This is a genomic window from Hymenobacter humi (assembly GCF_042665855.1).
GTDB classification, from domain to species: Bacteria; Bacteroidota; Bacteroidia; order Cytophagales; family Hymenobacteraceae; genus Hymenobacter; species Hymenobacter humi.
The window spans coordinates 2,330,607-2,347,166 of record NZ_JBHTEK010000001.1; the positions used below are offsets into that span (position 1 = coordinate 2,330,607).

Genomic DNA, 16,560 nt, shown 5'->3' on the forward strand with positions numbered 1-16,560 from the left:
TTATGCACTCGGCTGGCAAGTGCCGGCTTTCATTCCCCATGAAGAAATCCATTTTTCTCACGCTGGCCTCGGCTACCGCTGCGGTAGCTTTTATTGCCGCGAAACCAGCCCAACTTTTCCCCATGAACAACTCTTCAGAAACTGTAGCCGCTCCTGCTTCCGTCTACGATTTTACCGTGAAATCCATCGACGGTAAAGACGTGAAATTGAGCCAGTACAAAGGCAAAAAGCTGCTGATTGTGAACACCGCCTCGGAGTGCGGCTATACCCCGCAATACAAGGACCTGGAAGAGCTCTACAAAAAGCACGGCGACAAAGTGACCGTGCTCGGCTTCCCGGCCAACAATTTCGGCGGCCAGGAGCCCGGCACCGAAGCCCAGATTGCCACTTTCTGCGAGAAAAACTACGGCGTCACCTTCCCCTTGTTTAGCAAAATCTCGGTGCAGGGGGCAGATACGGCCCCGCTCTACAAGTTCCTGGCCGACAAGAAGCAGAACGGCGCCGTGGACAGCGCTCCGTCGTGGAATTTCTGCAAATACCTGGTCGATGAGAACGGCCATGTGGTGAAGTTCTACAAAGCCGACGTGAAGCCCCTGAGCCCCGAGCCTGCTGGCGGATATCGCGAAGTAGGGCCGCATTCCAGCGTATCCAGAACGTCATGCTGAGCGCAGCCGAAGCATCTCGCTAGGGGCAGTAAACCATTTGATTGAGTTACTACCACACGCGAGATGCTTCGGCTGCGCTCAGCATGACGTTCTTTTGTTGTCTGATTGTTTTTCATTCTCATTGCTATGAGTCCCTGGATTTCTGCATTCCGTCCGCGCACCCTGCCCTTGGCCCTGGCCAGCATCCTCACGGGGGCTTCTTGGCGGCTGCGGCCGGCCAGTTCAATGGGCTGATAGTGGGACTGGCGGCCCTCACCACCATCCTGCTGCAGGTGCTCAGCAACCTGGCCAACGACTACGGCGACTCGCAAAACGGCGCCGACAGCGTACACCGCCAGGGCCCGCAGCGCGCCGTACAGAGCGGCGCCATCACCCCCGCCCAGATGAAGCGCGGCATGTTCATTTGTGGTGTGCTGGCGCTGGCCAGCGGCCTGGCGTTGTTGTGGGTGGCGCTGGGGGCAGCGGGCCTGGGGCTGTTTCTGGGCTTTTTGGCGCTGGGACTGGCCGCCATCTGGGCGGCGGTGAACTACACGGCCGGCTCAAATCCCTACGGCTACGCCGGGTTCGGCGACATCTCGGTGTTCCTGTTCTTTGGCCTGGTGGGCGTGTGCGGCACGTATTTTCTGCAGGCGCGCACGCTGCCCTTGCAAATTCTGCTGCCCGCCGCGGCCCTGGGCTGTTTCGCCACCGCGGTGCTCAACGTGAACAACATCCGCGACATCAACTCCGATGTGCTGGCCGGTAAAATCACCATTCCGGTGCGGCTGGGCCCGGCCCACGCGCGCCGCTATCACTGGCTGCTGCTGCTGCTGGGCCTGGGCTGCGCCACCGTGTTTGTGGCCCTCACGTATCACTCGCCCTGGCAATGGCTGTTTGCCCTGGCCACGCCGCTTTTTGCCTTCAACGCTATCCAGGTGTGGCAGCGGCAGGACTCTATGCAGATTGACCCGCTGCTCAAGCAGATGGCCTTGAGCACCCTGGTGTTCACGTTGCTTTTCGGGATTGGGCAGGTGGTGGGATAAAGATGGCCGTGGCTATGACCTTTTGAAGGTGGGCCATGGGTCGAGGCCACGCTAAAAGGCCCACATGAAGCTCAACAAAAAGCCCCGCTGTGTCGCACAGCGGGGCTTTTTTGTTGAGCTAAAACTTACTCAGCAGTAGGAGCGGGGGCGGCCGGAGCAGTCACCTCGCCGCCTTCGGGCTTAGGCCCGCGCTTGCGGTTGCGGCCGCCGCGGCTCCGGCGGCGCTCGCCTTCGGCGCGGGGCTCTTGCGATTCGCCTTCTGCACGTGGCTCGCGAGGTGCACGGGCTTCACCTTCCGGGCGTGGCTCGCGGGGTGGCCGCTGCTCGCCTTCGGGACGTGGAGCGCGGGGCTCGCGAGGCGGGCGCTGCTCTCCTTCGGGGCGGGGGGCACGCGGCTCCCGGTGCGGGCGGGCTTCGCCTTCGGGCCGGGGCTCACGCGGGGGGCGCTGGTAGGGCACGGTGGGGGCGTGGCCCGCATCGAGGGCAGCCAGCGCATTTTTGGCGTTGGCCATGCGCTCGATGTGCTTGGGGTCTTTGGGGTCGGGCGCGTCGCGACGGGGCGGACGGCCACCGTCGCGGCCACCATCGCGGGCGCCGTCGCGGCTTCCGCCACCTTCGCGGCGCGGGCCGCCTTCACGCGAACCGCCTCCGCCGCTGCCACCGTGCCCACCACGGGCGGGGCGGCCACCGATTTTGCCGCCGAGGCCAGCGAAACGCTTGGGGTCAAATTCCGGAGCCGGGCCCAGGCCCAGCTCTTCGGTGATACTTTTCTTTTCTAAGTCACGCTCGATTAGCTTCTCAATCTTCACCACCCGGTCCTGGTCCTGGTCGGAGATGAAGGTGATGGCGGTGCCTTTGGTGGCGGCGCGGGCCGTGCGGCCGATGCGGTGAACGTAGTCTTCGGCGGCGCGCGGAATGTCGTAGTTCACCACGTGGCTCAGCGAGTCGATGTCGATGCCGCGGCTCAACACGTCGGTGGCTACCAGGATGGGGAACTGCTTGTTTTTGAAGGCGCGCATGATTTCCTCGCGCTCTTCCTGCGTGCGGTCGGAGCTAATGCCGCGGGCTTCGATGCCCAGCTTGTTTACGGCCTTCACGATGCCGCCCACGGCCGCTTTCTGGCTGGTGAAGAGCACCATGCTCTGCACGTCCTGCGTTTTGATGATGTGCTCGAGGACGTAGATTTTCTGGCGGTCGAAGGCCATGTACATCTGCTGGTCGATGCCGGCGGCGGGCTTCGATACGGCCAGCCGGATTTCCTCGGGGTTCTTGAGAATCTGCTGCGAGAAGTCGCGGATTTTGGTCGGCATGGTGGCCGAGAACAGCAGCGTCTGCCGCTCCTTGGGCAGCTGGCGCACGATGTTGAAGATGTCATCGCTGAAGCCCATGTCCATCATCTTATCGGCTTCGTCGAGCACCAAGTACTTGATTTGGTCGAACTTCACGTAGCCCATTTGCAGGTGGGCAATGAGGCGGCCAGGCGTGGCGATGATGATGTCGGCTCCCGAGGTGAGGGCGCGCTTCTGCTGCTCCCAGTTCTCGGATTTGCCGCCGCCGTAGATGGCAATTGAGCTGGCTTCCACGTAGTAGCCGAAGCCCATCACCTGCTCGTCAATCTGGGTGGCCAGCTCGCGCGTGGGCACCAGAATGAGGGTGGTGGTGTGGCCGTGCTTGGCGTGCGAAATCTTGTCGAGCAGCGGCAGCAGGTAGGCGGCGGTTTTGCCGGTGCCGGTTTGGGCGCAGGCAATCAGGTCTTTACCGTCAAGGATTTTGGGGATGGCCTGCTCCTGCACGGGGGTGGCCTGCTGGTAGTTCATGGCATCGATGCCGGCCAGCAGGTCGTCGTGGAGCTTAAATTCGTGAAACGTCAAGGTTCAGCTTATTTGGGGTTGAATATTGGGCTGACCTTGGTGCTTGGGCCAGCAAACCGCTTGATTTGAGGTAAAGATACGGCGGGCAACGGGTGTTGCACAGTGGATTGGAACAGCCGGGACAGAACACCATTAAAACAGAACGTCATGCCGAGCGAAGCCGAGGCATCTCGCTCGCGCCGCCCGTCATGCTGCCGTCTGTCATGCTCATCTGGCGTCCCGAAGGAAGCATCTTATCACGGCTCAACGATTCGTTCATGCGTGATAAGGTCCTTCGCTCTGCTCAGGATGACAGCCGATTGGATTAGTCCCCACCTGAAATGCCTCGGCTGCGCCCGGCATGACGTTCTTTACAGTGCGCGCATCCGTACCTACTTTCTCATGGCCCTCGACCGTTTTTCAGCCCAAGCCGCCGATTACGCCCGCTACCGCATAGATTACCCCGCCGCGCTCTACGAGTGGCTGCTGCCGCAGGTGCCCGGCCGGGAGCGGGCCTGGGACTGCGCCACCGGCAACGGCCAGGTAGCCGTGGTGCTTGCCGATTATTTCGTGCGGGTGAACGCCACCGACCTCAGCGCCAGCCAGCTGGCCCAGGCCGCGCCCCGGCCCAATATTCACTACCAAACCGCCCGCGCCGAACAAACGCCGTTCCCCGACCAGCGCTTCGACCTCATCACGGTGGCCCAGGCGGTGCATTGGTTCGAGCCGGAGGCGTACCACCGCGAGGTGCGCCGCGTGGCCCGGCCCGGCGCGGTACTGGCCGAATGGGGCTACGGTCTGGTTCAAATCAGCCCGGAAATTGGCTCGCTCGTCCGGCATTTTCACGACGCCATCATGGGCGCGTACTGGGACGCCAACCGCTGGCACATCGACGACGAATACGCGCGCATTCCCTTCCCGTTTGCGGGCGTGCAGCGGGCGCACTTTGCGGTGCAGCGGCAGTGGTCGGCCGAGTGGTTTTTGCAGTATCTGCGCACGTGGTCGAGCGTAGCCAAGTACCAGCAGGCGCTGGGCGAAGACGCCGTGGCGCTGATTGCAGAGGAAATAATGCAGCGGTGGGGGCCCGGCGAGCGGGAGGTTGTATTCCCGGTTTTTGCGCGGGCCGGGCGAATAGAATAATCCGCAGCGCCCGCGTTGGAGCACCTCACGCACCTTCCTTCTATGACCTTACTGGCTACCCAAATCCGGGCGCTATTGCTTTTTTATCGGACGGTGGCGCCTTTCATGCTGGGCGTGTCGGCCCTGATACTGCTGGCCGTGCTGCTGCCGGCCCTGCACGAGGGCTGGGGCGAAGGCCTGCTGCCCGGCCTGCTGCTCACCAAGCTGGCCACAGCGCCGGTGGTGTGGTACCTGTCGGAACAGATGCGGCCCGACCAGTATTGGTTTTATTTCAACCTGGGCGTGTCGCGCCGGCGCTTGTGGAGCGGCGTTGTGGCCCTGGATGGCCTGGTGTTTCTGGGGGCGTACTGGCGATGCGGGCCAGCCTGGCGTGAGGGCCGCGACCTGGAACCCGGCGGGCCCGCAGGTGCTGGAGGCCGACGGCATTCAAGTGGCGTTTGGTGCGCGGCAGGTGCTGGCCAATATTTACCTGCGGGTGCAGACTGGTCAGATAGTGGGCTTGTTGGGCCGCAACGGCAGCGGCAAATCGGTGTTGCTCCAAACCGTTTTTGAGCCCGGTCCGTGGCCGATGCTTCGGTGCGCGTGAACGGCCACCGCGTGGTGCCGGCTTTCCACCGGCGGGGGCTGGTAAACTACCTGCCGCAGGAGCCGCTGTTGCCGCCGTCGTTGCCGCTGCGTCAGGCCGCCCGTCTGCTGGGTGTCGACCTGGATAAAGCTACCGCCAGCTTTCCCGAACTTCGGGCGCAGTTCGATTGCCGCTCCAGCGAGTTGTCGGGTGGCTCAGCTCGCCTGCTGCAAACCCTGCTGCTGCTCCACGCCGACACGGCCTTCTCACTATTCGACGAGCCATTTTCCGGCGTGATGCCGGTGCACGTAGAAACCCTGGCCGACGAGATGCAGCGCCTCAAGCAGCGCAAGGGCCTGCTCCTGACCGACCACCGCTACGCCGAGGTGCTGCCCCTCTGCGACGTGGTTTATTTGCTGCACCAGGGCCGCTTGCTCAAGCTGGAAGGCGACGTGAGAGAGGCGCTGCGCGACTATGGCTACCTGGCCCACTAGCGCAGAACGTGCTGGCCATGCTTTGCAGCGGCTTATTTTGCGGACTCATGAATAATCAACTTCCTTTCGCCGGCATCCGCGTTGTTGAGCTGGCTTCTGTGCTGGCGGGCCCGCAGGTGGGCCAGTTTTTTGCCGAGCTAGGGGCCGAGGTGCTGAAGATTGAGAGCCCGGCCGGCGACGTGACGCGCACCTGGAAAACGACGGCTGAAACAGCCGCTCCCAGCGCCACGTTCGATGCGTCGGTTTCGGCCTATTTCTCGGCTTCCAATTGGGGCAAACAGTCTTTGGTAGTGGACCTTACTTACCCAGAAGGCAAGGCCATGCTGCAGCACCTCGCAGCCCAGGCCGACATCGTACTGGCCAGCTACAAGCCCGGCGATGCCGAGAAGCTGGCCGCCGACTACGCCACGCTAGCTGCGCAGAACCCGCGGCTGATTTACGGCCACCTCACCGGCTACGGCCCCGCTAATGCCCGCGCCGGCTACGATGCGGTGCTTCAAGCGGAGGCCGGCTTCATGCACCTCAACGCCGAGGGCCCCGGCCGCCCACCCCAAAAAATGCCCGTGGCCATGGTGGATTTGCTGGCCGCCCACCAGGCTCAAGGAAGGGCTGCTCACCGCTATGTACCAGCGGGAAAAAACCGGGCGCGGGTCCCTGGTGCATGTCAGCTTGCTCGACAGTGCCTTATCGGCCCTGGCCAACCAGGCTGCCACTTACCTCGTGACCGGGCACGACCCGCGGCCCATGGGCTCGGGCCACCCCAGCATAGTGCCCTATGGTACCGTGTATCGCGCCGCCAACGGCCGCCGCCTGGTGCTGGCCGTGGGCTCCGATGGGCAGTTCCGGCAGCTCTGCGCCGCATTGGGCCAGCCCAACTGGGCAACCGATGCCCGCTTTCAAACCAATGCCGCCCGCGTGGTACACCGAGCCGAGCTCGAAGCCCTGCTCACCCAGCGCATTGCTGCCGTGAACGGCGACGAGCCTGCTGGCCGAGCTGGAACGCCGGGCTGTGCCTGCCGGCGCCGTGCGCACGGTAGGGGAGGCGCTAAACCAGCCGGCGGCCCAAGCCATGCTGCTGCCAGCAGCCGGAAACCAGCGGGCAGGGCTGCGCACGGTAGCTTTCCGCAGCTCAGCATGGGAGGTAGCAGCCCAACTAAGCGGACCTCCGGCGCTGGGCCAGTCTTCCAAGGTCGGCTTTAACGATGGCAGGCAAGCCACGGCGGAAACAGGGTCACCATTACCCTCCGGCGCGCCGGCTACGTAAAAGCTAAGCAGTAGCTGCGCCTGTTGTTGCGCTTATCTTCGATGTCTTCCTTCGCTCCACGGGTTTGCGGGGCGTTATTTCCCTATCGCATGGCCAAGTCAACCACCCAAAAAACGCCGAACCCGAGCTGTTTACCAGCGCCGAAACGCTTGGTGCTCCCGCGGCTGACCAACTCACCGCTTCGGCGCCTGCCAAAAAGAAAGCCGCCAAGACCAGCAAGAAGAAGCCGGACGCTGCTGCAACCGCTCCGGCGCCCGAGACCACGCACCGCGGGGCCACGGCCACCAACAACCAGCCCACCGCCGAAGCCGGCTCGCCCACCGAAGCCCCGGCCGACCGCCTCGACCAGATTTTTGAAGGCCTGAAGCAGAAATCTACCGCCAAGCAGGCTATTTTCCGGAACACGCAAGCGGCGTTTGACTGCCTGCGTCTGGTGTCGCAGGAGCTGGTAGTGGAATTGAGCCGCAAGCTCACGCCCCTCGACTCGTCCGTGGCGATAGAGTACCGTCCCGTCAACGAAATGGAATTTCACATCCGGTTTTCGGGCGATTTGCTGATGTTCATCATGCACTCCAACATCGTCACGTTTGCCGATGACTACGGGCCCATGTCCACCACGTATGTAAACCAGGACTTTCGGCGGCGCTTCTTTGGGCACATCATGGCCTACAACTTCATGGCCGACAGCATCAAGTACCACCGCCTGAACGACCCCGGGTACCTGGTGGGCCGCCTGCTCATCAACATCGACAACCACTACTACCTCGAAGGCGTGCAGCAGGCTCGAGCTGCCCGACAACGATATGTCGGACAACATCATCACGCCGAAAACCATGCGCCTGTTTGTGGAAAGCGCCATGATTGCCGCCGTCAACAACGACCTGATTGCCCCGCCGCTGCCCGAAATCCAGAAAATCAGCGTCAAGCAAAAAATGGAAAACCAGCAGGTGAGCCGCGGCAGTAAAGTCGGGTTCAGCTTTTCAGCCCAACAGGAGTTTTAGCTGTTTCGCACAGCGTCAGGGGAGGTAAAAGGAGTTTCACAGAGACGCGTACTTGCTCCGTGAAACTCCTTTACCTCCCCTGACGCTGTGCGAATATTAACGCCCGTAGCCCACTTTCTGGCGCACTTTGGCCAGCACGCCGGCGCCGTACTCCTGGGCTCGGCGGGCGCCCACGGCCAGCTTGGCGTCGAGCTCGGGCAGGTTGTTCATGTAGAAATTGAACTGCTCACGCTCCGTAGCAAAGCGGCGCAAAATCAACTCGTACAGCTCTTTTTTGGCGTGGCCGTAGCCGTAGCCGCCGGCCTCGTAGTTGGCGCGCAGGGTGGCTGTTTCTGCGGGCGTGGCCAGCAGCGAATACAGCTTGAAGGTGGTATCGGTGTCCGGGTTTTTGGGTGCCTCTAGCGGGGTGCTATCCGAGATAATGGTCTTCACGGCTTTCAGCAGCTCCTTTTCGGGGGCAAAAACGTCGAGAATGTTGCCGTAGCTCTTGCTCATCTTGGCGCCGTCGGTGCCGGGGATGGTCATCAGGCTCGGCATCGACGCGGGCCTGGGGCAGTACCAGCGTTTCGCCGTAGCGGGCGTTGAAGGTGGCGGCAATGTCGCGGGCAATTTCCAGGTGCTGAATTTGGTCTTTGCCCACGGGCACGATTTCGGCGTCGTACAGCAGGATGTCGGCCGCCATGAGCACCGGGTAGGTAAACAGGCCCGCATTCACGTCCGAAAGCTTGTCGGACTTGTCCTTGAACGAGTGAGCGTTGGCCAGCATCGGGTACGGCGTGAAGCAGCTCAGGTACCACGTCAGCTCGGTGACCTGCGGCACGTCGGACTGCCGATAGAACAGGTTTTTCTCGGTGTCGAACCCGCAGGCCAGCCAGGCGGCGGCCACGGCGTAGGTGTTCTGGCGGAGCAGCTCAGGGTCGCGCACGGTGGTGAGCGAGTGCAGGTCGGCGATGAAATACAACGAGTCGTTGGCGGGGTTTTTCGACAGCTCAATCGCCGGAAGTATGGCGCCGAGCAGGTTTCCCAGGTGCGGGCGGCCAGTGCTTTGGATGCCGGTAAGAATGCGGGACATAAAAGAAATTAATGAGATAAGCGCACGCCCTGGTTGTAGGCGCGCACCACGGCAGCGAGTTGGGCCCGGGTCACGGCTTTGGCCGCAAATTGCTTCTGCAGCACCGGGTCGGCGGGGAAAAGCGACGCCACGAAGCCGTTGGGGGCTAGCTTGGGGTCGAGGCCCGGCGTGCGGCCGGGACTGTAGGCAAAGAACGTGGTTGTGCCGGCCTTTCGCAACACGGGCAGCTTGACGTGGGCCGTGATGCTGGGGCCCATGTCCACGAGGTAGTAGTAATAAAACAGCTCAACGGCGCCGGTTTCCAGCACTTCCAGCAAGGCCGGGTCTTTGAAGCCCGCATCGGTGCCGAGGCGAAACCGGAAGTCCTTGATTTGTACAAACCGGTGGCCATCCGTGGTAAACGCTACGACTTGGGCGCTGCGAAAGGTGCGCTCGTCGTCGTTTTTGATGCCCACCATCCGGGTGGGTTGGCCGCCTTCGGCCAGCGCCAGCTTTAGGGAAGCCGAGCCTTTGGCTCCATTGGCCGCCTGGTAGGTCCCGGGCGCAAAATTAAATTGAGCCTGAGCCAGGCCGGGCAGTAAAGCGGCGGCGGCAGCAAGCAGAATCTTCAAGTGGCGCATAGCCATACAACAGGTCAAAATTCCGGCCACTTCAGACACTCACGTTCTCCACGGCCTCTTCCTGCAGCTCGGCGGTTTCTTCCTGGCCCAGGTACTTATCAATGAGAAAGTGAGCTAAGTACAGCACCGGTGTGAGAAGAATGGCCGCCGCAAACTTGTACCAGTAGTTGGTGTTGGCCACGCTCAGAACCTGGTCCAGCGTCCAGTTGCCGAAGAGGTAAAACGCGACGTACAGCACCACGAAGGAATCGACCAGCTGCGAAATCAGGGTGGAGCCGGTAGCCCGCAGCCACACAAAGCGGCCCCCGGTGGCTTTGCGAATGGCCGCAAAAATAGTGGCATCGAGCACCTGCCCTATGCCAAACGCCACGATGGAACCGGTGATGATGCCCAGGCCCTGCCGGAAAATGCTCTGGTAGGCAAAGTCGATGTTGAAGGGCCGGCCGAGGTTGTCGGTCTTGTTCACGTCCAGCCAGAAGTCGGCCGGCGGCAGCTTGGTAGTGAAGTAGATTACTCCAAAAGCAAACAGGATGAGAGCCACCGTGAGGTAGCTCACGCGCAGCACGCCGGCTTTGCCGAAATACTCGTTGATGATGTCGGTGGTGACAAACACCACGGGCCAGATGAGTACGCCGGCCGTGAGATTACCGGGCAGGCCCATCAGCTTATCAGCCGAAAAAATCTTGACGCCGATGATTTCGGCCAGCAGCGCGTTCACCAGAAAGATGCCGCTGAGAACAAGGTAAAGCTGCTGCTTCTTGTGGGCGAAGGGAGTCATCGGGACAAGCTTTAGTCATCTACCTATTGTCCTCCTGAGCTTGCGAAGGACCTTTTCACGGCTGAACGGTTTTGCTGTTATTTCAATCCGTTCGGGCGCCATAAGGTCCTTCGCAAGCTCAGGACGACAGCATAAATAGTGACAGATGAAAATAGTTACAAGCTCACGACCAGGCCTTCGGTAGCCAGCTCGGCGGTGGGAAACACGCCGTGGGCTTCGTGCAGCAGGGGCTCGAGGGTCTTGTAGCGGCTGGAGAAGTGGCCCAGGAGCAGGCGCTTCACGCCAGCGTCGGCGGCGAGCTGCCCGGCCTGGCGCGCGGTGCTGTGGTGGGTTTGGGCGGCGCGCTCCTTGAGGTCTTCCAGGAAGGTGGCCTCGTGGTAAAGCAGGTCGGCCCCGCGGATGAGGTCGGCGAGGTCGGGCGTGTAGAGCGTGTCGGAAAAGAAGGCGTAGCGGCGGGGCACCGGGGGCTGGCCGGCCACATCGGCGTGGCGCACGCCGGGCTGGTGGTCGTAGGGCTCGAGGTCTTCGCCGTGGGCGAGGCGGGCCAGCTGGTCGGGGCGCAGGCCGGGCGGCAGTTTGTCCTTGAGCAGGTTGGCGCGGCGCGGCTTCTCGGCAAACAGGTAGCCGGTGCAGGGAATGCGGTGGCGCATGGGCAGCGACGACACGGTGATAAGCTCGTCCTCGTACACCACGGCGTGCGCTTCGGTGTCGATGGGCGTGAACTCCATCGTGAAGCCCATCTGCATGTTGGACACCCGCGCCTGCGTGGTGAGCACCTCGTCGAGGCCGGGCGGGCCCAGGATGTGCAACGGCTGGGTGCGGCCCTGCAGGTGCATGGTGCCCAGCAGGCCAAAGAGCCCGAAATAATGGTCGCCGTGAAGGTGCGAGATGAAGATGGCCCGCAGGCGATGGGGGCGCACGCGGTGCTCGAGCATCTGCCACTGGGTGCCTTCGCCGCAGTCTATCAGGTAGTGGTGCGCGCCCACCGTGAGCACCTGCGCCGTGGGGTGGCGCGTAAGTACCGGCGTAGCCGAGGCCGAGCCCAAAATCTTCAACTCAAAAGTCAAGGCGTAATGGTTGTCAGTTGATAGTTGGCGGTTGCCAGGGGGCTGGTAGAGGGGTAACAAAAAGTTGGTTGCCGGTTGCCAGCTTCAACAAACTGACAACTGACAACCAACCACTGACAACTTAAGCCTACTCTTTATCCGTGAGGTCGCGCTCGATGGCGTGCAAAAACACCCGGTCGATGCCTTCTTCTACCGTGGGCAGAATGTGAAGAACCGACTCCAGCTTGCTGATGGTGATGAGTTTGAGTACATGGTCTTGCAAGCCCGTGAGGACGAGCAGGCCGCCGGTGGAGTTGCACAGGCGGTTGGCAATAAGAATGGAGCTCAGGCCCGACGAATCCGTGTACTTCACGTTGGTCAGGTCCAGAATCAGATTGTTAATGCCTTCGGCGTTAAGCTTCACAAACTCCGATTTGAGGTCGGGCGCAACGGTGGTGTCGAGCTTCTTTTCCTCAATGGTGATGATGGTGTAGCTTTCTTTTTTATCAATCGTGTACTTCATACAGCGTAGGCAAGGAGGGTAAGAGAACGGCGAAGGTAAATGAAAAAACCCAAAATTTTGGGTGATGTTCCTATGAACTTGGCTAATGTTTTGCGGGGAAACGTGACCCTGCAATAGCAGGGCCAGAAAATGTCAGCGACGCCCAGGTCGATTGCCAGTCGGCGCGGTCGCGCAGTTGGGCCGGCGCCTGGGTCATGTCGACGGTAGCCAGCAGGTATGGCCCCGGTCCGGATAGTCGTAACAGCACGCGGCCGTTTTGGTTGGCGCGCACCGTAAAATGGGTGGTGGGCAGGCCCCCGGCCTGGCGCTGCCATATCTGCACGGCTGCCCCAGTGGCCGGCTTGCCCCCGCGCAACACCCGCACCGTGAGGGATTTGCCCGTAGCCAGGCGATAAGGATTCTGTTCGGGCACCAGCTCCAGCGGCAGGCCGTACACATGGCGCCAAGCGCTGTCGGCAGCGGCAGCCGGGGCGCTGGCTTCGCCAACCTGCACCAGCGCCTTGGCGCAGCGGCTGTAGGTTTCCCGGCCCGGGGTGGCCTGCTGGTCGCGCTCCTGGCGCAGCTTCAGGGCCGAGTCGAGGCCTTCTTCGCGCAGGTACGCGGTGAACTGCTCGGCCGTCAGCTCAATAAAAGAATTGGTGGAGCGCAGCAGCACCACGTGCGTGCCCGGTAGGGCAAAGGTGAACGCGGTGCGAAAAGTATCAGTGGGCGCGACGCCCGGGGCGGGCGTGAGCGCCGTAGAATCGGTGGGGCCGAAGCGCACCAGCCGCCGCACCTTCTCGGCTTTGGTAGTCCAGGGCCCGCCTTTGAAATTCTCGCCGATAAGGGGACGAATGCTAAGCGTTTGGCCGGGCTTCAGGCGGAAGCGCGGAGCTTCCAGCCAGAACTCGTGGCCCAGCACGGTGAGGCCAGCCGAGACGCAGAGGCCAATGGTGAGGGAAAGCCGGCGCATGGAGGTTAATCAAAAGAAAAAGTATACCGAAGACAGCTCAACCGCCTTACCGCTCCAGGGCCAGGGCGTAGGCGTGGTCGTAGTGCACGCGCAGGTTTTTCCAGTCGAACAGCTCGGCGGAGCTTTCCACGGCGTTGCGCTGCATGATGCGCTCCCGGCGGGTGTGCTGCACAAACTGCCACATCATGTCGGTGAGTTCTTCGGCCGATTCGTCGAAAGACTTTTCCTGGCGGTGCACCACGAAAATGCCTTTTTGTTCGGGGTCCGGGATGGTTTGCAGCACGTAGTCGCCAAAGCCCGAGAGGTCGGAGGTGATGGCGGGCACGCCGCGGGCCACGCACTCGAGCGGGGTGTAGCCCCACGGCTCGTAGTAAGACGGGAACACGCCCAGGTGGCAGCCGCGCACAAACTGGCCGTATTCCATGCCCAGCAGGGGCGAGGCCGGCGACACAAAATCGGGGTGGTACACCATTTTCACCCGGTCGTGGCGGTTGTTGAGCAGGTTGGCCCGCCGCATAAAGTCCAGGATGTCGTCGTCCTGGTCGTTCACCAGGTTGTGGGTGATGACGGGGGGCAGGGCGTTGGTTTTCCAGCTTTGCAGCGTGCGGCGGTAGCGCAGCTTCCAGTAGTCGTCCACCATCGAGCCCAGTTCGGGCAGCTTGTGGTCGGGGCTGGAAGCAGCCGCATAAAACAGCCGCTCGCCCACCTGCTGCTCGATGGCCCGGCAGGTTTCGTGTACTTCATCGAGCATGGCGCGGCGCTCGAGCACCTGCGGGTTGATGCTGGTGAAGGGCCGCTTGGTGATGAAGAACATCACTACCTGGCCTTCGAGGCCGCTGGCCTGCAGGCGGTGGTTGAGCCGGGCCAGGGCTTCGAGCGTCAAATCGAAGCCTTTGTTGTGGTATTCGTAGCGGCCCGAGGTAAAGAAATACAGCGTCTTATCCAAGTCGAACGAGTACGACTGGAAGAAGTGGGCCATCACAAACTCGTGAATCTTGGCCTTGTACTGCTGGTGCAGGTTCTGGAACTCGTGCAGGGCCACAAACCGCTCGATGTTGAGCCCGTTGGGCAGCACCGCGTCCGGAATCCTGTCGAGCAGGTAGATGCACTCGCGCACCGTAAGCTCGCTCACGGTAGTGAACACGTGGCTGCCGTGGGCGGCGGCGCGCTCCATGCGCACGGCCGGCTCAATGTTGAACTTGCGCGCCTCGGCTTCCCAGTTCACCCACATCAGGTGGTCGTAGAAGTTGGGGTCGTTCATGGCCAGGTAGCGGCCGAGCAGGGTGGCGTGGGTAGTAAACAGCAGGTGCACCGGCACCTGCAGGCGGCGCAGCTCCGGGATGGCCACGCCGGTCATCCACTCGTGGAAATGGCCCAACAGGCGCTGGGGCGCCTCCACCTGGGCGGCCACGTGCTGAAAGAAAATCGTGGTGAGGTGCCCGAAGGCAATCACCTGGTGCAGCAAGTCGTCGGTGTCCGGGGCCGGGATGCCGTGGCGCGCCCACAGGTCCGACTTGAGCTGGCCGAGCCGGTCGTAGGCCTGAAACGGGTTGATGAGCACGGTGCGGGGCCGCCCGGTCACGAGCCAGGTGCCGATTTGCACGTCGTAGCCCTGGGCGCGCATGGTGCGCACCGCAGCGGTGTAAGGGTCGGAGGCGGTGTGCACGGCCAGGTCGTCGAGGGGCTCAAACTCGCCCTGCGCCTGGTTGGGGAAGTACGGGCCCAGCAGGCAGTACCGGTCGCCCCAGGCTGGCACGGTGGCCGGCACTTTCGACCGAATCACCGTGTAGATGCCGCCAACCTGATTGCAAACTTCCCAGGCTACCTCCACCAGCAAAGCATCGGGAAACAGGACATCGGGGGCGTGGGGCGTAGGCTGCATAGAAGAATAGTGGAAAGGCGGAGGTTAGAACGCGGCGAAAGGTAAGCCGCTTGATGTTCTGATGCCACCGCAAATGCTATTTTTCGGCGGACCGCCCCGGAATTCCGTTTAGCCCGGTACCGAAACTTCGCGGCGCGGCGCCTGTTACCTGCATTCCTTTATATAAATAACCCCGCCCTCATGGCCGATACCACCAACGTCCTCGTTCTCGAACACCCGGTGCTGCCCGTGCTCACGCAGCGCCGCAGCCCCCGCGCCTACACCAGCCAGCCCGCGCCCACCGAGGTGCTGCAGCAGGTGTTCGCCGCGGCGTCTTCGGCCGCCTCGTGCTTTGGCGAGCAGCCCTGGCGCTACCTCGTGGGCACCCGCGCCAGCAGCCCCGAGGCGTACGAAAAAATCCTCGCCAGCATGGGCGAATTCAACCAGGTGTGGGCCAAAAGCGCACCCGTGCTGGCCGTGAGCATTGCCAAGCTGCACTTCTCGCACGACGACAACCCCAACGCCTGGGCCCGGCACGACGTGGGCCAGGCTACCGCCACGCTGGCCATTCAGGCCACCGAGCCTGGGCCTGCAGGTGCACCAGATGGCCGGCTTCTCGGCCGATAAAATCCGGGCGGCTTTCAGCCTGCCGGACGGCTACGAGCCCGTGGCCGTGTTCACGCTGGGCTACCCCGGCGACCCCGCCATCCTGCCCGATGGGCTGCGCGAAAAAGAAACGACGCCCCGCGTGCGCAAGCCCCTCGGCGAGTTCATGTTTGAAGGGGCCTGGCCCACGCCGGCCTCCGAGCGCTACGACGTGGCTCCGGTGTAAATAATTGGCTATGCCAGCCAATTATTTTTATATTAGTAGCTAACAATCAAACTGTTCAGCTATGAAAAATATTGGCATTCTGGGCTCGGGCGTGGTGGCCACCACGCTGGGCGATGGTTTCTTGAAGCAGGGCCACGCCGTGATGCTGGGCACCGGGCACCCCGAGAAGCTGGCCGAGTGGCAAGCCAACGCCGGGCCCGGCGCCCGGGTGGGTTCCATGGCTGAGGCGGCCGCTTTTGGCGAGCTGCTGGTGCTGGCCGTGAAGGGCCACGTGGCCGCGCATCTGCTGCGCACGCTGGACGCCAACACGCTGGACGGCAAAACCGTGATTGATGCCACCAACCCCATCTCCGAAACCCCACCGGAAAACGGCGTGCTTCACTTCTTCACCAACTTCGACGAGTCGTTGATGGAAGCCTGCCAGACGGCTGTGCCGGGGGCGCATTTCGTGAAAGCTTTTAGCAGCGTGGGGGCGCACCTGATGGTGCAGCCGGATTTTGGCGGCACGCAGCCCAGCATGTTCATCTGCGGCAACGACGCTGACGCTAAAGCCGAGGTAGCCGGGATAGTGCGCGCCTTTGGCCACGAGCCCGAAGACATGGGCGGCGCCGAAGCCGCCCGCGCCATCGAGCCGCTGTGCATTCTTTGGTGCATTCCCGGCTTTCGGTCCAACGAGTGGGGCCATGCTTTTAAGCTACTGAAAAAGAATTGATTGTATTTAGGGCGGTGCCCGGATGCCTGGGCCGGGGCCTTGGGACGGGCGTTGGCATTGGGCCCGGACAGGTGCCCGGTTGGTGTTCGGCGTTCATTCCTTCTCTCTTGATAAACCCCTGACGCGGTAGTTGGCCATGTCGAATGAAGCAGACTCTCCGGCC

General features: G+C 62.3%; 17 protein-coding genes and 3 pseudogenes. 11 read left to right on the forward strand and 9 right to left on the reverse strand.

Annotation, left to right across the window (positions count from 1 at the left end; genetic code table 11):
* The first annotated feature begins 38 nt into the window (after positions 1–38).
* Together ACFQT0_RS13020 and ACFQT0_RS13025 are read left to right on the forward strand one after the other, a co-directional pair.
* A complete protein-coding gene (locus tag ACFQT0_RS13020; RefSeq protein ID WP_380203316.1) occupies positions 39–665 on the forward strand; it encodes a glutathione peroxidase in 627 nt (208 codons plus the stop codon).
* A 126-nt stretch (positions 666–791) separates the two neighbouring features.
* Positions 792–1,687: pseudogene (locus ACFQT0_RS13025) on the forward strand (1,4-dihydroxy-2-naphthoate polyprenyltransferase).
* 125 nt (positions 1,688–1,812) lie between these two features.
* Here the strand turns inward: ACFQT0_RS13025 and ACFQT0_RS13030 are convergent.
* Positions 1,813–3,504 carry a DEAD/DEAH box helicase gene (locus ACFQT0_RS13030; protein WP_380206011.1) on the reverse strand — a complete coding sequence of 564 codons (1,692 nt, stop codon included), beginning with the start codon at positions 3,502–3,504 and terminating at the stop codon, positions 1,813–1,815.
* Positions 3,505–3,939: 435 nt separating this feature from the next.
* Here ACFQT0_RS13030 and ACFQT0_RS13035 point away from each other — a divergent pair, with 435 nt between their 5' ends.
* A complete protein-coding gene (locus tag ACFQT0_RS13035) occupies positions 3,940–4,677 on the forward strand; it encodes a class I SAM-dependent methyltransferase (RefSeq protein WP_380203318.1) in 738 nt (245 codons plus the stop codon).
* An 83-nt stretch (positions 4,678–4,760) separates the two neighbouring features.
* Here ACFQT0_RS13035 and ACFQT0_RS13040 read toward each other — a convergent pair whose 3' ends face one another.
* Positions 4,761–4,889 carry a hypothetical protein gene (locus ACFQT0_RS13040; RefSeq protein ID WP_380203320.1) on the reverse strand — a complete coding sequence of 43 codons (129 nt, stop codon included), beginning with the start codon at positions 4,887–4,889 and terminating at the stop codon, positions 4,761–4,763.
* A gap of 110 nt (positions 4,890–4,999) precedes the next feature.
* On the opposite strand from ACFQT0_RS13040, the gene ACFQT0_RS13045 reads away from it, so the two are divergent.
* From ACFQT0_RS13045 to ACFQT0_RS13065, 5 genes and pseudogenes are all read left to right on the forward strand, one after another.
* A complete protein-coding gene (locus ACFQT0_RS13045; protein ID WP_380203322.1) occupies positions 5,000–5,263 on the forward strand; it encodes an ATP-binding cassette domain-containing protein in 264 nt (87 codons plus the stop codon).
* Positions 5,239–5,736, forward strand: a complete 498-nt coding sequence (locus ACFQT0_RS13050) for an ABC transporter ATP-binding protein (RefSeq protein ID WP_380203324.1) — start codon at positions 5,239–5,241, stop codon at positions 5,734–5,736. Before ACFQT0_RS13045 ends, ACFQT0_RS13050 begins: the two co-directional genes overlap by 25 nt.
* A gap of 47 nt (positions 5,737–5,783) precedes the next feature.
* Positions 5,784–6,275: pseudogene (locus ACFQT0_RS13055) on the forward strand (CoA transferase); the annotation flags it as partial.
* 82 nt (positions 6,276–6,357) lie between these two features.
* The gene (locus tag ACFQT0_RS13060) at positions 6,358–6,936 is read left to right on the forward strand and encodes a CoA transferase (RefSeq protein WP_380206012.1); all 579 of its coding nucleotides are present in this window, start codon (positions 6,358–6,360) and stop codon (positions 6,934–6,936) included.
* Positions 6,937–7,064: 128 nt separating this feature from the next.
* On the forward strand, positions 7,065–7,964 hold the full coding sequence (locus ACFQT0_RS13065; RefSeq protein WP_380203326.1) for a hypothetical protein: 900 nt from the start codon (positions 7,065–7,067) through the stop codon (positions 7,962–7,964).
* A 133-nt stretch (positions 7,965–8,097) separates the two neighbouring features.
* Here ACFQT0_RS13065 and trpS read toward each other — a convergent pair.
* The 7 genes and pseudogenes from trpS to ACFQT0_RS13100 all read right to left on the reverse strand — a co-directional run bounded on the left by trpS (position 8,098) and on the right by ACFQT0_RS13100 (position 14,874).
* Positions 8,098–9,073: pseudogene (trpS, locus tag ACFQT0_RS13070) on the reverse strand (tryptophan--tRNA ligase).
* 8 nt (positions 9,074–9,081) lie between these two features.
* Positions 9,082–9,699, reverse strand: coding sequence for a hypothetical protein (locus ACFQT0_RS13075; protein ID WP_380203328.1), 618 nt, complete (start codon positions 9,697–9,699; stop codon positions 9,082–9,084).
* A gap of 25 nt (positions 9,700–9,724) precedes the next feature.
* Complete coding sequence (locus ACFQT0_RS13080; protein WP_380203330.1) at positions 9,725–10,471, reverse strand: queuosine precursor transporter; 747 nt, start codon at positions 10,469–10,471, stop codon at positions 9,725–9,727.
* A gap of 155 nt (positions 10,472–10,626) precedes the next feature.
* Complete coding sequence (locus ACFQT0_RS13085) at positions 10,627–11,538, reverse strand: ribonuclease Z (RefSeq protein ID WP_380203332.1); 912 nt, start codon at positions 11,536–11,538, stop codon at positions 10,627–10,629.
* A gap of 127 nt (positions 11,539–11,665) precedes the next feature.
* Entirely contained in the window at positions 11,666–12,040 is a 375-nt protein-coding gene (locus ACFQT0_RS13090) for an STAS domain-containing protein (protein ID WP_046246220.1), read from the reverse strand.
* Between the two features lie 82 nt (positions 12,041–12,122).
* Positions 12,123–12,992 (reverse strand): DUF4198 domain-containing protein, encoded by an 870-nt coding sequence (locus ACFQT0_RS13095; RefSeq protein ID WP_380203335.1) that lies wholly within the window; start codon positions 12,990–12,992, stop codon positions 12,123–12,125.
* 46 nt (positions 12,993–13,038) lie between these two features.
* The gene (locus tag ACFQT0_RS13100; protein ID WP_380203337.1) at positions 13,039–14,874 is read right to left on the reverse strand and encodes a glycosyltransferase; all 1,836 of its coding nucleotides are present in this window, start codon (positions 14,872–14,874) and stop codon (positions 13,039–13,041) included.
* A 180-nt stretch (positions 14,875–15,054) separates the two neighbouring features.
* On the opposite strand from ACFQT0_RS13100, the gene ACFQT0_RS13105 reads away from it, so the two are divergent.
* The 3 genes from ACFQT0_RS13105 to ACFQT0_RS13115 all read left to right on the forward strand — a co-directional run bounded on the left by ACFQT0_RS13105 (position 15,055) and on the right by ACFQT0_RS13115 (position 16,397).
* Positions 15,055–15,480, forward strand: a complete 426-nt coding sequence (locus tag ACFQT0_RS13105; RefSeq protein WP_380203339.1) for a nitroreductase family protein — start codon at positions 15,055–15,057, stop codon at positions 15,478–15,480.
* Positions 15,449–15,685: a hypothetical protein gene (locus ACFQT0_RS13110; RefSeq protein WP_380203341.1), complete on the forward strand. Its 237-nt coding sequence runs from the start codon at positions 15,449–15,451 to the stop codon at positions 15,683–15,685. Before ACFQT0_RS13105 ends, ACFQT0_RS13110 begins: the two co-directional genes overlap by 32 nt.
* 61 nt (positions 15,686–15,746) lie before the next feature.
* Positions 15,747–16,397 (forward strand): NADPH-dependent F420 reductase, encoded by a 651-nt coding sequence (locus ACFQT0_RS13115; RefSeq protein WP_380203343.1) that lies wholly within the window; start codon positions 15,747–15,749, stop codon positions 16,395–16,397.
* The last annotated feature ends 163 nt before the right edge of the window (positions 16,398–16,560 follow it).

Coding starts and splice junctions, on each gene's coding strand:
- ACFQT0_RS13045 (WP_380203322.1), top strand. CDS start 5,000: ATGGCCTGGTGTTTCTGGGGGCGTACTGGCGATGCGGGCCAGCCTGGC.
- ACFQT0_RS13105 (WP_380203339.1), top strand. CDS start 15,055: ATGGCCGATACCACCAACGTCCTCGTTCTCGAACACCCGGTGCTGCCC.
- ACFQT0_RS13115 (WP_380203343.1), top strand. CDS start 15,747: ATGAAAAATATTGGCATTCTGGGCTCGGGCGTGGTGGCCACCACGCTG.
- ACFQT0_RS13075 (WP_380203328.1), bottom strand. CDS start 9,699: ATGGCTATGCGCCACTTGAAGATTCTGCTTGCTGCCGCCGCCGCTTTA.
- ACFQT0_RS13035 (WP_380203318.1), top strand. CDS start 3,940: ATGGCCCTCGACCGTTTTTCAGCCCAAGCCGCCGATTACGCCCGCTAC.
- ACFQT0_RS13095 (WP_380203335.1), bottom strand. CDS start 12,992: ATGCGCCGGCTTTCCCTCACCATTGGCCTCTGCGTCTCGGCTGGCCTC.
- ACFQT0_RS13080 (WP_380203330.1), bottom strand. CDS start 10,471: ATGACTCCCTTCGCCCACAAGAAGCAGCAGCTTTACCTTGTTCTCAGC.
- ACFQT0_RS13090 (WP_046246220.1), bottom strand. CDS start 12,040: ATGAAGTACACGATTGATAAAAAAGAAAGCTACACCATCATCACCATT.
- ACFQT0_RS13060 (WP_380206012.1), top strand. CDS start 6,358: ATGTACCAGCGGGAAAAAACCGGGCGCGGGTCCCTGGTGCATGTCAGC.
- ACFQT0_RS13030 (WP_380206011.1), bottom strand. CDS start 3,504: ATGAACTACCAGCAGGCCACCCCCGTGCAGGAGCAGGCCATCCCCAAA.
- ACFQT0_RS13020 (WP_380203316.1), top strand. CDS start 39: ATGAAGAAATCCATTTTTCTCACGCTGGCCTCGGCTACCGCTGCGGTA.
- ACFQT0_RS13100 (WP_380203337.1), bottom strand. CDS start 14,874: ATGCAGCCTACGCCCCACGCCCCCGATGTCCTGTTTCCCGATGCTTTG.